Here is a 13,935-nt window from a genome sequence, read left to right as displayed (position 1 = left end):
AAAGCCACTAATTCGTCGGTCGTCAGATGCCGCCGTACCAGTCGTAGCCATTGTCCTCCCAATAGCCGCCTCTGCCGCCGCCGATATTGGCAAAGCCGTCGACCAGCTCGATCTTGTAGAGATATTTCGGCATCTTGTAGCCGAGTTGGCGCTCGACGCGGACGCGCAGCGGCGCGCCGTTCTCGACCGGCAACGGCTTGCCGTTGAGGCCATAGGCAAGGATCGTCTGCGGATGACGGGCATCGATCAGGTCGATCGAGCCGTAATATTTGATATCGCCGGCAAGGCTGCGGTCGATCGTATCGAGGCAGTGGAACATGACATAGCGCGCCTGCGGCTTGACCACGGCCTGGTCGAGCACCAGCGACAGCGGCGTGCCGGTCCATTTGGCAATGCAGCTCCAGCCTTCGACGCAGTCGTGGCGGGTGATCTGCGTGCGGCTCGGCATGGCCATCAGCTGCTCGCGGCTCAGCGACAGCGGTTTTTCGACGAGGCCTGAAACCTCCAGCCGCCAGTCGGCGAAATCGCTGGCGAGGAGGCCCTTGTAGTAGTCGTCGTCCGGTGCGGTGACACCGTTCGGCCGCTGCGGCTGGCGAATGTCGGCCTCGGTGAACTCCGGCGCCAGCGCATCACGGCCGGCAAGCAACCGCTGCGCCCGCCAGGTCAGGCCATTGGCGCTTTCGAGGCAGCTACGCAGGCTGTCGCCGACGCCAAGCTGGCCGTCGAAGGCGTCGCAGCCCGACAGCATGATGCCGGAAAGGCCGAGGCTGGCCGAAGTCAGGAATTTTCTTCGGCTTATCTGTAGCTTGGGGCTGATCTCGAATTTCGCCATGTCAGGCACTCCTCTCTGGCGCATTGTCGCCATGTGCCGGCGGGTCGGTTCGGTACCAGCCGGTGATGATGGAGCGCAGCTCGTTGATCGGGCCGGCGGCCAGGATCATCAGGATGTGGATAATGAAGAAAGCGACGAGCAGCAGCATCACCGTGAAGTGGATGGTGCGCGCCGTCTGTCGGCCGCCGAGCACGTCGTTGAGGAACGGCAGCACCGAATCCATGCTCGGCGACATGGCAAGGCCCGTGATGATCATCAGCGGCAGCAGCACGAACAGCACGCCGCCATAGGCCATCTTCTGCAACGTGTTGTAGTCGCGCGTGTGATGGAATCTGAACCTGGCGTGCTCGACAATGTCTCGCGGCAGGCGCTTGAAATCGTCGAGGCGCGGAGCAAGATCGCGGCGCAGATGGCCGTTGATCAGGCTGGCGACCAGCCAGACCAGTAGCGTGGTGGTCAGCACCCAGGCGAAGAAGAAATGGACGACGCGCGCGGTGCCGAGATCGTAGTAGGAAGGGATCGTCGCCCAGGACGGGAAGGCGCGGGAGGTCTCCTGGCCGGCCGGACCCGACCAGCCGAGCACGCCAGTGGTATCGAGGCGCTTGCCGAAGATGTCGGTGTAGCCGCGCGGGCCGCTTGCGGTGTTCTCGGCGCCGATGGCGAAGATGGTGTTGTTGTAGCCAAAGCCCGACTCCTTGCCGACGTAGAGCTGCGGGCGGGCGTTGAAGATCTGCAAGCCGGAAAGCAGCATGAAGAACAGCGCGATCGCCCACAGCCAATGCGTCAGCCGCGTCCAGCGCGACTGGCGATAGATCAGCGTCGCATCGCTCGGCGCGGCGGTATCTGCTCCGGCGGCTTGGTTTCTGGCAAGCGATTCCATCTGTTGTTCCCTCCGGCCGCGTGTTCGCCGCGGCCTGTCAGATCTCTTCTCCTCCCAATACGTCGCCAGCTTAAGCGATGTTTCACCCGATCACGGATTTATTACGGATTGCCGAGGCTGACGGCGAGATTGACCGCGGCTGCCACGATGACCGTGTTGAAGAAGAACGACAGGATCGAATGCACAAGCACGACACGGCGCATTTGCGAGCTCGTGATGTTGGTGTCGGCGGTTTGCGCTGTCATGCCGATCACTGTCGCAAAATAAAGGAAATCCGAGCCTTGCGGCCGTTTGCCGCCCGGGAAGTCGAGGCCGCCGACCGGAATCCTCTTTTTGGTGTCGCCATCCATCGCATCGCCGTCCATCCAGTAGAGATGCGCGTAGTGAAGTGCGGCCATGGCGTGGATGGTCAACCAGCCAAGCGGGATAGACAGCAGCGCCACCGTAAGCTCGACGGCGTCCACGCCCTTCTCCCTGTTGATCAATTGAAACAACGAAATGATGGCAATAGCCACGACAACCAGAGTGACCGCGAAGATGGCCAGTACCGGCAGGTCGGTGTCGCCTGCATTCTTGCGCAGATAGCTGCCGGTAAGCCGCGGCATGTGGGCGATGACAAGAACGAGATAGGCGGCAAAGAACACGTTGGCGCCGATCGAATAGGCAAGCGGCGCGCGCCAGATCAGCGCCGCGCCAAAGGCTGCCACGCCGATGCATGCCGACAGCGCGAACAGCGTGTGGCGTTGCATGGGCATTTTGGTCGGGGTGCCGGTCGTCATGGTTCTCAGTCCGCTGAGGCCGATTTCAGCGCTCGCCGCAAGATGCGGTCAAGCTCGCCAAGGAACCGCGAGCGGTCCTGCGGGGCGAAGCTCGAATTGTAGCCCTTACTTTCGCCGGTCTCGCGCAGATGCTGCTTGAGGTCGCGCATCGCCACCGCCATGCCGATCGTTTCCGGCGTAAATGGGCGTCCCGTCGGGCCGAGCACATGGGCGCCAAGCGCCACCGCACGGGCGGCAAGCGGGATGTCGGCGGTCACCACAATGTCGTTGGACCGGGCATTTTCGACGATCCAGTCGTCGGCGGCGTCCGCACCCTTGGAGACGACGACATTGCGGATCATCGGGTCGCGCGATGGACGCAAGCCGCCATTGGAGACGAAGGTGACGATGATGCCGTGCCGCTCGGCGACTTTTTCGACCTCGGCCTTCACCGGGCAGGCATCGGCATCGACGAGAATGGCGGGTGCGGGCATCGTTGTTCCAAATGTGAAAGAGCCGGGCGATGTCGCCCGGCTCGATCGATGATATCCGAGCGGCTACTAGGCCGGCAACGCGCCGGATCTCTTGGCCGTCCAGGTGGCGATATAGTCCATCAGGCCGGGATTGAGGCAATCATAAGGTTCGAGCCCGATCGACTTCAGCTGTGACCTTATGCCGTCCATGCGGCTCGGATCGACACCGGATTCAATGATCGAGGAAACAAAAGCGGTGAAGCCCGGCGGCGACCAGCCGTCTTCCTGGAAGCGTTCGGGATGGATGAAGGACAGCCCCTTGAAAGCGTGGTCGCGCTCGACCGGGCCGTGCATGTGGACGCCGCAGCCGGTGCAGGCATGGCGCAGGATCAGCGCGCCCGGATCGACCACCTTCAGCTTGTCGCCGTTTTCGGTCACCGTCACGTCGTTTGTAGCGGCAACCGCCACGACCGAGAACAGTGCGCCTTCCGGCTTCCAGCATTTGGTGCAGCCGCAGGCATGGTTGTGGGCGATCTGGCCCTTGACCTTCACCTTGACCGGGTTGCTGGTGCAGGCGCAGACCAGCGTGCCGCCGGCAAAATCGGCCTTTTCCCGTGGCAGTCCATTGTCGATTTTAGGATGCAGTTTTTCCGGCATTTTTGTCTCCTCCCGTTTTGAACATCTGCATTTTTCGGCCGCTGGCTGGTTAGCCGGCGGCTTTCTCCTCCTCAGTAAACCACCACGCTCCTGATCGACTTGCCTTCATGCATCAGGTCAAAACCCTTGTTGATGTCCTCGAGCTTCAGCGTGTGGGTGATCATCGGATCGATTTCGATCTTGCCGGCCATGTACCAGTCGACGATCTTCGGCACGTCGGTGCGGCCGCGCGCGCCACCGAAGGCGGTGCCCATCCAGGTGCGGCCCGTGACCAGCTGGAACGGCCGCGTCGAGATCTCCTGGCCGGCGCCGGCAACGCCGATGATGACCGACTTGCCCCAGCCGCGATGCGACGATTCAAGTGCCTGGCGCATGACTTTGGTGTTGCCGGTGCAGTCGAACGTGTAGTCGGCGCCGCCGATCTGGTCGGCGCCGCGCTTGGTCATGTTGACGAGATGAGCCACGACATCGCCGTCGATCTCCTTCGGATTGACGAAATGCGTCATGCCGAATTTCTCGCCCCATGCCTTCTTGTCGTTGTTCAGGTCGACGCCGATGATCATGTCGGCGCCGGCCAGGCGCAGGCCCTGGATGACGTTGAGACCGATGCCGCCGAGGCCGAAGACGACGGCCGTCGCGCCTTGCTCGACCTTGGCCGTGTTGATCACAGCGCCGATGCCGGTGGTGACGCCGCAGCCGATGTAGCAGATCTTGTCGAAAGGGGCGTCGGCATTGACCTTGGCCACCGCGATCTCGGGCAGCACGGTGAAGTTGGAAAAGGTCGAGCAGCCCATATAGTGGAACAGCTTGTCCTTGCCGATCGAGAAGCGCGAGGTGCCGTCGGGCATCAAGCCCTGTCCCTGCGTGGCGCGGATGGCGGTGCAGAGGTTGGTCTTGCGCGACAGGCAGGACGGGCACTGCCGGCATTCCGGCGTATAGAGCGGGATGACGTGGTCGCCCTTCCTGACCGAGGTGACGCCCTTGCCGACGTCGACGACGATGCCTGCGCCCTCATGGCCGAGGATCGCCGGAAACAGGCCTTCCGGGTCGGCACCCGACAGCGTGAACTCGTCGGTGTGGCAGATGCCGGTTGCCTTGATCTCGACCAGCACCTCGCCATCGCGGGGACCTTCGAGGTCGACCTCCATGATCTCCAGCGGCTTTCCGGCGGCGACGGCGACAGCGGCGCGCGTTTTCATCAGGCAATCCTCCCAAGACAGTCTGCAATCCAGGTTAGATTTAACTTACCATTCAGCTCTGCGCTATGCACGAAGCGACGTTCTGACTCCGGATTTTCGTCAGCGCCGGCCGATTTGCATCCGGGATAGGCTCCGACTTGCCTTGACCGGCCCCCTGAAGCCCATAAAACGGGAAGCCCGTAAAAGACGGGCAGTCGAGGGACGAGGCCTGCATGTTCTCAAAGATCCTGGTCGCCAACCGTGGCGAGATCGCCTGCCGCGTGATCAAGACGGCGCGCAAGATGGGCGTCGCCACCGTCGCGGTCTATTCCGACGCCGACCGCGACGCCATGCATGTCGAAATGGCCGACGAGGCGGTGCATATCGGGCCTTCGCCTGCTGCGCAAAGCTATCTGGTCCCGGAAAAGATCATCGCCGCCTGCAAGGCTACAGGAGCCGAGGCCGTGCATCCCGGCTACGGCTTCCTGTCGGAGCGGGCATCCTTCTGCGAAGCGCTGGAGCAGGAAGGCATCGTCTTCATCGGCCCGAAGCCCAAGGCCATCAAGGCGATGGGCGATAAGATCGAATCGAAGAAGTTCGCCAATGCGGCCAAGGTGTCGACGGTGCCCGGCTGGCTCGGCGTCGTCGAAAACGCCGCCCATGCCGAAAGGATAGCCGGCGAAATCGGCTATCCCGTGATGATCAAGGCCTCGGCCGGCGGCGGCGGCAAGGGCATGCGCATCGCCTGGAGCAAGGCAGAGGTGCGCGACGGCTTCGACCGGGCGCGGTCGGAAGCCAAAAGCTCGTTCGGCGATGACCGCGTCTTCATCGAAAAATTCATCGTCGACCCGCGCCATATCGAAATCCAGGTGCTCGCCGACGCGCATGGCAACACGCTCTATCTCGGCGAGCGGGAATGCTCGATCCAGCGCCGCAACCAGAAGGTCGTAGAGGAGGCGCCGTCGCCCTTCCTCGATGCCAAGACCCGCAAAGCCATGGGCGAGCAGTCGGTGGCGTTGGCCAAGGCGGTCGACTACCAGAGCGCCGGAACGGTCGAATTCATCGTCGATAGCGACAAGAACTTCTATTTCCTGGAAATGAACACGCGGCTGCAGGTCGAGCATCCGGTGACGGAACTGGTCACCGGCATCGACCTGGTCGAGCAGATGATCCGCGTGGCAGCCGGCGAAAAGCTCGCCATCAAGCAGAGCGACGTCAAGTTGAACGGCTGGGCGGTGGAAAGCCGCCTCTATGCCGAAGACCCGTATCGCAACTTTCTGCCGTCGATCGGCCGGCTGACAAAATACCGGCCGCCGGAAGAGGGAAAATTCGGCGAAATCGTCATCCGCAACGATACCGGCGTCACCGAAGGCTCGGAAATCTCGATGTTCTACGACCCGATGGTCGCCAAGCTGTGCACCTGGGCGCCGACACGGCTGGCGGCGATAGACGCGATGTCGGAAGCGCTGGACAGTTTCGTCGTCGACGGCATCGAGCACAACATACCGTTCCTGGCGGCGCTGATGCAGCATCCGCGCTGGCGGGAAGGTCGGCTATCGACCGGGTTCATCGCCGAGGAATACCCCGACGGCTTCGCGCCGATCGTGCCAGACGCCGAGGAGAAGTCGGTGCTGGCCGCGATTGCCACCGCGGTCGAACTTCTGCGCCGCGACCGGCTCGACCGGCTGGGCGGGCGGCTGGCGCCGCATTCGGGCGCTTTGAAACGTGATTGGGTGGTGAAGATCGGCCGGGATTATCTTTCGCTCGCCATCGTCGAAGGCATGATTTCCGTTCCGATGGAGCTCGATCTCACAATCGACGGCGGCAAACCGCTGACCGTGGCATCCGACTGGCGGCCGGGCGATCTCATCTGGCGCGGCACGGTCGGCGGTCGCAAGGTCGCGGCGCAGGTCAGGCCGGTACTGAACGGGTTCCGCATCGCCTGGAAAGGCATGTCGGTGACAGCCCGCGCCATGCTGCCGCGCACTGCCGAACTCGAAAGGCTGATGCCTGAAAAAATCGCGCCGGACACTTCGAAGATGCTGCTCTGCCCAATGCCCGGGCTCGTCGTGTCGATCGCCGTTGTCGAGGGGCAGGAGGTCAAGGCCGGCGAGACGCTTGCAGTGGTCGAAGCGATGAAGATGGAAAACGTGCTGCGCGCCGAGCGCGACCTCATCGTCTCGAAGCTCAACGCCAAGCCCGGCGACAGCCTTGCCGTCGATGCGGTGATCATGGAATTCGCGTGAGGGTGAAAAAAACCGCCTGAGGCTAGCCTGGGACGTTGGAGATTAGCGAAAGCCGAGGTGACGGCCAATCTCCCCCCTCGTGGGGGAGATGTCCGGCAGGACAGAGAGGGGCGCGAAGAAACGCGACCAGACAATTCGTTGGGCAACGAGACAGAATTCGCATTTTTTTGCCGCCACAACGTATTTTGTTCTTGCTTTGTGCCGGCAGCTATGCTACTAATTTGGGTATGGTGCTAATTGGCTCCAACGACCCGCCTTTGAGGCGGGTTTTGTGTTTCCTGGCCCGAGGTTGGCGGGACAGCGCCCCTCTCTGTCCTGCCGGACATCTCCCCCACGAGGGGGGAGATCGGCAGTTGCGGCGGCTGCTCTAAACGTCCAAAGCTCCAATCGCTACCGCTGGACTCGTGTTACCCGGTGCCGGACAATACATCTTCATCAACTGAGTCCTTGTGAGGCGGCGCGAAAAAACCATGGCGGATGAGAGACTTCCACGCGATCCCTTGCTGCGCGAGGCCTATGCAAAGGCGTCACGGGCGGAGGCGGCGGCGCGTCGGTTCATTCATCTGCGCGTGCATTCGGCCTATTCGCTGCTCGAAGGCGCCTTGCAGCTCGGCAAGATCGTCGGCCATGCAGTGCAGGACGAGTGCCCGGCAATCGCCGTCACCGACACCAACAATCTGTTCGGCGCACTGGAATTCGCCCAGAAGGCGGTAAAGGACGGTATCCAGCCGATCATCGGCTGCCAGATCGACCTCGCCTTTTCCGGCGAGGCGAGCGACAGCCAGCGCGACCGCAGGCGGCAAGGGCCGGAGATGCGGCCGGTCGTCCTGATCGCCGCCACCGAGGCCGGCTACGGCAATCTGGTCAGGCTGGTCAGCCGCGTCTACCTCGAGACACCGCCCGGCGAAGCGGTGCATCTGACGACCGAGATGCTGCAGGGCCACTCCGACGGTCTGATCTGCCTTACGGGCGGGCCGCGCGGTCCGATCGGCACTGCCTTGAAAGAGGATCGCCGCGAACTCGCCGAGACCCGGCTCCTGGCGCTCAAGGGCCTGTTCGGCGACCGGCTCTATGTCGAGCTTGAGCGGGTGTCCGGCTACGACCGCGCGATCGAGCAGTCGTCGGTCGATCTCGCCTACCGCCATGATCTGCCGTTGGTTGCCACCAACGAGGCGTTTTTCTTCTCTCGTGAAGACTATGACGCGCATGATGCGTTGATCGCCATCGCCGAAGGCTCCGTGGTTGCGGCCGACAATCGCCGCCGCCTTTCGCCCGACCACTTCCTGAGAAGCCAGGCCGACATGGCGAGGCTGTTCGCCGACCTGCCGGAAGCAATCGACAACACCGTCGAGATCGCGCTGCGCTGCTCGTATTACCCGAAGACACGCAATCCGATCCTGCCGCGCTTTGCCGGCCGCGATGTCGCCGACGCCGATGCTGCGGTCAAGGCGGAGGCGCACGAGCTTGCCAGGCAGGCGCATGAAGGGCTGGAGGCGCGGCTGGCGGCGCACGGGCCGACGCCCGGCTATACCGTCGAGCAATATCGCGAGAGGCTGGATTTCGAGCTCGGCGTCATCGAGAAGATGAAATATCCGGGCTATTTCCTGATCGTCGCCGACTTCATCAAATGGGCCAAGGCGCAAGACATTCCGGTCGGGCCGGGCCGCGGTTCGGGCGCCGGCTCGCTGGTTGCCTATGCCACGACCATCACCGACATCGATCCGCTGCGCTTTTCGCTGCTGTTCGAGCGCTTCCTCAATCCCGACCGCGTGTCGATGCCCGACTTCGACATCGACTTCTGCCAGGACCGGCGCGAGGAGGTCATCCGCTACGTCCAGCAGAAATACGGCCGCGACCAGGTCGGCCAGATCATCACCTTCGGCACACTGCAGGCACGCGCGGTGCTGCGTGACGTCGGCCGCGTGCTGCAGATGCCTTACGGGCAGGTCGACAAGCTGAGCAAGATGGTGCCGTCGAACCCGGCCAATCCCGTCAAGCTTGCCGATGCCATCGCCAACGAGCCGCGCTTTGCCGAAGAGGCGGAGCGTGAGCCGATCGTGCAGACGCTGCTCGATACGGCGCAGAAACTGGAAGGTCTTTATCGGCACGCCTCTACGCACGCGGCCGGTATCGTCATCGGCGACCGGCCGCTGTCGGAGCTGGTGCCGATGTACCGCGATCCGCGATCGGACATGCCCGTCACCCAGTTCAACATGAAGTATGTCGAGCAGGCCGGGCTGGTGAAATTCGACTTCCTTGGCCTGAAGACGCTGACGGTGCTGGACAGGGCGGTCAAGCTGATCCGCCGCCGCGGCATCGAGATCGATCTCGCCCACATTCCGCTCGACGACCCGGAAACCTACGCCATGCTGTCGCGCGGCGAGGTGGTCGGCGTGTTCCAGGTGGAAAGTGCCGGCATGCGCAAGGCGCTGATCGGCATGCGGCCCGACTGTATCGAGGACATTATCGCGCTGGTCGCGCTCTACCGGCCGGGGCCGATGGAGAACATACCGACCTACAATGCCAGAAAGCACGGCGAAGAGGAGATGGCGTCGATCCACCCGAAGATCGACCATCTCGTCAAGGAGACGCAAGGCGTCATCGTCTACCAGGAACAGGTGATGCAGATCGCGCAGGAGCTCTCCGGCTATTCGCTGGGCGAAGCCGATCTGCTGCGCCGCGCCATGGGCAAGAAGATCCGCGCCGAGATGGACAAGCAGCGCGAGCGCTTTGTTTCGGGTGCGGTCGAGCGCGGCGTCGGCAAGCCGCAAGCCGACTTCATCTTCGACCTGCTGGCAAAGTTTGCCGACTACGGTTTCAACAAATCGCATGCCGCCGCCTATGCCGTCGTCTCCTACCAGACCGCGTATCTGAAGGCGCATTACCCGGTCGAATTCCTGGCCGCGTCGATGACGCTCGACATGGGCAATACGGACAAGCTCGCCGATTTCCGCCAGGATGCGCTGCGCCTCGGCATCGAAGTGGTGGCGCCGTCGGTGATGACGTCGTTCCGGGATTTCGAGATCGGCGAGAACCGCATTTTCTATTCGCTGGCCGCGCTCAAGGGCGTTGGCGATGCGGCGGTCGAGCACATCGTCGCCACGCGCGGCGAAAAACCGTTCAAGAGCCTCGCCGATTTCTGTGAAAGGGTCGATCCGAAGATCGTCGGCAAACGTGTTTTCGAAAGCCTGATCATGGCCGGCGCGCTCGACTGCTTCGGTCATGACCGCGCGGCGATGATGGCCGGCGTCGAGCGGATGATGGGGCTGGCGTCCTTGGCGCAGCAGAACGCCGTCACCGGCCAGCACGACATCTTTGGCGCCTCGCTCGGCGCACAGTCGCAGGCACTCAACCTGCCGGCGACCGAGCCCTGGCTCGCCGCCGACCGCCTGCACCGCGAATTCCAGGTGGTCGGGTTCTATCTCTCGGCACATCCGCTCGACGAATACAAGGCGGCGCTGCAGAAAATGCGGGTGCAGACCTGGGGCGAGTTTTCGGCCGCCGTCAAACGCGGTGCTGCCGCCGGCCGGCTCGCCGGTACCGTCACCACCAAGCAGGAGCGCAAGACGCGCACCGGCAACAAGATGGGCGTCGTGCAGTTTTCCGACACGTCAGGCCAGTATGAAGCGGTGCTGTTTTCCGAGGGGCTGGCGCAATACCGCGACCTGCTCGAACCCGGCCGCTCGGTGGTGATCACCGTTTCGGCCGAGGACAGGCCTGAAGGCGTCAATCTGCGCATCCAGACCGTGCAGTCGTTGGAGGACGAGGCAAGCCGTATCCAGAAAGCGTTGCGCATCTTCGTCAGAAATGACGCTCCGGCATCGACAATCCAATCGCAGCTTGGCCAACGTGGCGACAGTCAGGTGAGCATCATCGTCATCAAGGAAGGCGGCGAGGGCGAGGTCGAGATCGAGTTGCCCAACCGCTACCGCGTATCGCCGCAGATAGCGTCGGCGATGCGGGCGGTGCCGGGCGTGGTCGAGGTGGAACTGGTCTAAGAGTTAGCGCACGCTTATGAAGCGGCGATCTCCGCCGGTTGCGGTGCTCTCCGCTGCAGGTTGAGCAGATTGCCGAGCAGGATCAGCAGGGCGCCACCAGCGGTGAAGGCGTCGATCTGCTCGTGATAGAGCAGCCATCCGATCACCGCCGACAGCGGCACGCGCAAAAAGTCCATTGGCGAGATGACCGTCGCATCGGCATAAACAAGTGCACGGGCCATGCAGAAATGCGACGACATGCCGGTGAAGGCGATGAGCAGGATCCACGGCCAGAGTTCGAGCGGCGGGTTGCGCCATTCGTATAGCGCCGGGACGAGGCCAAGCAGCGACTGGATGATCAGCATCCAGAAGATAATGCGCACGACGCTGTCCGTCCGCGTCAGCGACTTGACGAGGACCACCGAGATGCCGAAGCAGACCGCGGCTCCCAGCACGATAACATGCCCCGGATTGACCGCGCCGACGCCCGGACGCACGATGATCACAACGCCGACCAGCCCGAGCACGATCGCCGCGAGCCGTGGCCGGGAGAGCCTTTCGCCGAGGAAAGCGACCGCCAGCAAAGCGGTCCAGATCGGCGTCGTGAATTCGATCGAGATCAGTACCGCAAGCGGGATCAGCGTCAGGGCGTAGAGCCAGGCAGCCTGGCCCGTATAGTGGACGACGTTGCGGGCGATATGGGCCAGCGGACGCCCGGTGCGCATCGCCGCAAAACCGCCTGACATCATGACCGGCGGCAGCAGGATGAAAAAGCCGATCACCGAGCGCAGCTCGAGCACCTGGAAGACGTTGAGTTCGGCCGTCGTGGCCCGGCCGGCCACCGACATCGCCAGGAACGAGGCGATCGACAGCGCCATCCAGAACGCGGCCTTGGGGATCGAGGGTGCGGGTGCCATGCGGCTATGTCGCAAGCCGGAGCGCTCATCGCAACCGCTAGCCGGCGCATTCGGCTGGGCCAGCCGTGCAGCGTTGCACAGTGATGTTGAAGCCGGAACCCGCCGCTGTGGGAAGCGTTGGTCCTTCAGTGTTTGCGTGCTGTGTTTTGGATACCAACGAGGAGCGGTCCGATGAAATCACTTGCACGATTTGTACTTGCCGGCTGCCTGACGGCCGGGGCTGGCGTAGCGCATGCCGACGATCCGGATTTTCTTCGCTCATTCCAGGGGAATTTCGCCGGTAAAGGCATCGTCAAGGTGACCACCGATGCGCCGACGGTGAATGTCTCATGCCGCTTCAATTCCGACGCGACGTCGAGCTCGTTGTCGCTCGACGGCAGTTGCCGCGGTCTTATCGTGGTAACGCGCGCCATCAGCGCGGATCTCAGGTCCAACGGGACGAAATACAGCGGTACCTATGTCGGATCGCGCACCGGGCCGGCGCAATTGAGCGGCAGCCGCTCCGGCAACGCGATCAATCTCGGCATCCGTTGGGCCAAGGAGGTCAATGGCGATCGCACGGCGCAAATGACGGTCGAGAAGAACGGCGAGGACGGCATGCGGCTGACCGTTATCGACGTCGACCCGAAAACCGGCGAGCGCGTGATTACCACCCGGATCGATCTGCGGCGCACCTGACTATCACTCCTCGACCGGTTCGGGCGGATGGGCATCGCGGCCCTTGCCGAAGGTATAGCCGGTCTCCACCGCCCTGCGGCCGAACTTGCCGCGCAGCGTGTCGATGGCGCCTTCGGCCATGGCGCGCTTGCGTGACTGGACGTCGACCAGGTCGGGCGGGTCCGCCCTGTCATCGTCGGAGAGATCGCTGACGCCAATGCCGAGCAGCCGGTATTTCGTGCCATCCGCTTCCTTGCGCAGCAGCTCGAGCCCGGTCGAGAAAATGCGGTCGGCCAGCCGGGTCGGATCGCCGAGCTGGCGATTGCGCGTGCGGATCTTGAAATCCTGGGTCTTCAGCTTGAGGACGACGGTGCGTCCGGCAATGCCGGATTTTTTCAGCCGGGCGGAGACTTTTTCCGACAGCGCCCTCAGCACCGAAACCAGTTCGTCGACGGAGGCGATGTCGGTGTCGAAAGTGGTTTCCGCCGAGACGCTTTTCGCGTCCTGGTCGGGAACGACGCGACGGTCGTCCTCGCCGCGCGAAAGCCGGTAGAGCCGGTCGCCCATCACGCCGTAGCGGCGCATCAGGTCACCGTGTTCCAGGCGCTGCAGCTGGCCGATGGTGCGGATGCCGTCGCGCTCGAGCGTGGCGGCAAAGGCCTTGCCGACCCCCCAGATCAGCGTTACCGGCTGCTCGGCCAGGAAGCCGATAGCCTCGGCCTCGCCGATCACCGAAAAGCCGCGCGGCTTGCGGAAGTCCGACGCCACCTTGGCCAGGAACTTGCAGTAGGAAAGGCCGGCAGAAACGGTGATGCCGATCTCCTTTTCGACGCTGAGCGCGAAGCGCGCCAACACCACCGCGGGCGGCAGGCCATGCAGGCGCTCGGTGCCGGCGAGGTCGAGAAAGGCCTCGTCGATCGAGAGCGGCTCGACCAGCGGCGTCAGCGCCTGCATCATGGCGCGCACCTCGCGGCCGACGCGCACGTATTTCTCCATGTCCGGCGGGAGGACCACCGCGTCCGGGCAGGCTTCGAGCGCCTTGAACATCGGCATTGCCGAGCGCACGCCATGGATGCGGGCGATGTAGCATGCGGTGGAGACGACGCCGCGCTTGCCGCCGCCGATGATCAATGGCCGGTCCTTCAGCGCCGGGTTGTCGCGCTTTTCGACCGCCGCGTAAAACGCGTCGCAATCGATATGGGCAAGGCGCAGCCGGTAAAGCTCGGGATGGCGGGCGAGCCGTGGACTGCCGCAGCGCTCGCAACGGCGTGCCTCGCTGCGCTGAAAACTCAGGCAGTCGCGGCAAAAACCGTGTTCGGGATTGTTGACAGGAGCCGCCATCGCTGCGAACATAAAGAGA

General features: G+C 63.3%; 11 protein-coding genes. 3 read left to right on the top strand and 8 right to left on the bottom strand.

Going from position 1 to position 13,935, the window contains the following annotated elements; translation table 11 throughout:
* Window positions 1-22: 22 nt before the first annotated feature.
* The 6 genes from NKG60_RS26050 to NKG60_RS26025 all read right to left on the bottom strand — a co-directional run bounded on the left by NKG60_RS26050 (window position 23) and on the right by NKG60_RS26025 (window position 4,799).
* A complete protein-coding gene (locus NKG60_RS26050; RefSeq protein WP_352865079.1) occupies window positions 23-832 on the bottom strand; it encodes a molybdopterin-binding protein in 810 nt (269 codons plus the stop codon).
* Window position 833: 1 nt separating this feature from the next.
* The gene (locus NKG60_RS26045) at window positions 834-1,712 is read right to left on the bottom strand and encodes a cytochrome b/b6 domain-containing protein (RefSeq protein WP_352865077.1); all 879 of its coding nucleotides are present in this window, start codon (window positions 1,710-1,712) and stop codon (window positions 834-836) included.
* A gap of 101 nt (window positions 1,713-1,813) precedes the next feature.
* The gene (locus NKG60_RS26040; RefSeq protein WP_352865075.1) at window positions 1,814-2,491 is read right to left on the bottom strand and encodes a DUF1345 domain-containing protein; all 678 of its coding nucleotides are present in this window, start codon (window positions 2,489-2,491) and stop codon (window positions 1,814-1,816) included.
* A gap of 5 nt (window positions 2,492-2,496) precedes the next feature.
* Window positions 2,497-2,964, bottom strand: coding sequence for a YaiI/YqxD family protein (locus NKG60_RS26035; RefSeq protein ID WP_352865072.1), 468 nt, complete (start codon window positions 2,962-2,964; stop codon window positions 2,497-2,499).
* A gap of 66 nt (window positions 2,965-3,030) precedes the next feature.
* Window positions 3,031-3,600, bottom strand: coding sequence for an S-(hydroxymethyl)glutathione synthase (gene gfa, locus NKG60_RS26030; RefSeq protein WP_352492736.1), 570 nt, complete (start codon window positions 3,598-3,600; stop codon window positions 3,031-3,033).
* 71 nt (window positions 3,601-3,671) lie between these two features.
* Window positions 3,672-4,799, bottom strand: a complete 1,128-nt coding sequence (locus NKG60_RS26025; RefSeq protein WP_352865070.1) for an S-(hydroxymethyl)glutathione dehydrogenase/class III alcohol dehydrogenase — start codon at window positions 4,797-4,799, stop codon at window positions 3,672-3,674.
* Window positions 4,800-5,011: 212 nt separating this feature from the next.
* Between NKG60_RS26025 and NKG60_RS26020 the strand changes: the two genes are divergently transcribed.
* Both NKG60_RS26020 and dnaE read left to right on the top strand, forming a co-directional pair.
* Entirely contained in the window at window positions 5,012-7,024 is a 2,013-nt protein-coding gene (locus tag NKG60_RS26020; protein ID WP_352865068.1) for an acetyl-CoA carboxylase biotin carboxylase subunit, read from the top strand.
* A 470-nt stretch (window positions 7,025-7,494) separates the two neighbouring features.
* Window positions 7,495-11,022 carry a DNA polymerase III subunit alpha gene (gene dnaE / locus NKG60_RS26015; RefSeq protein WP_352975915.1) on the top strand — a complete coding sequence of 1,176 codons (3,528 nt, stop codon included), beginning with the start codon at window positions 7,495-7,497 and terminating at the stop codon, window positions 11,020-11,022.
* Window positions 11,023-11,036: 14 nt separating this feature from the next.
* Here dnaE and NKG60_RS26010 read toward each other — a convergent pair whose 3' ends face one another.
* A complete protein-coding gene (locus NKG60_RS26010) occupies window positions 11,037-11,918 on the bottom strand; it encodes a DMT family transporter (RefSeq protein ID WP_352865064.1) in 882 nt (293 codons plus the stop codon).
* Between the two features lie 171 nt (window positions 11,919-12,089).
* Between NKG60_RS26010 and NKG60_RS26005 the strand changes: the two genes are divergently transcribed.
* Window positions 12,090-12,596, top strand: a complete 507-nt coding sequence (locus NKG60_RS26005) for a hypothetical protein (protein ID WP_352865062.1) — start codon at window positions 12,090-12,092, stop codon at window positions 12,594-12,596.
* A 3-nt stretch (window positions 12,597-12,599) separates the two neighbouring features.
* Here the strand turns inward: NKG60_RS26005 and NKG60_RS26000 are convergent, their stop codons facing one another.
* Entirely contained in the window at window positions 12,600-13,928 is a 1,329-nt protein-coding gene (locus NKG60_RS26000) for a DNA polymerase IV (protein WP_352865059.1), read from the bottom strand.
* Window positions 13,929-13,935: the final 7 nt, after the last annotated feature.

This window comes from Mesorhizobium sp. M1428, assembly GCF_040317515.1.
Classification (GTDB): domain Bacteria; phylum Pseudomonadota; class Alphaproteobacteria; order Rhizobiales; family Rhizobiaceae; genus Mesorhizobium.
Note: the sequence above shows the minus strand (reverse complement) of the source record. Positions and strands in the feature narration are given on the sequence as shown.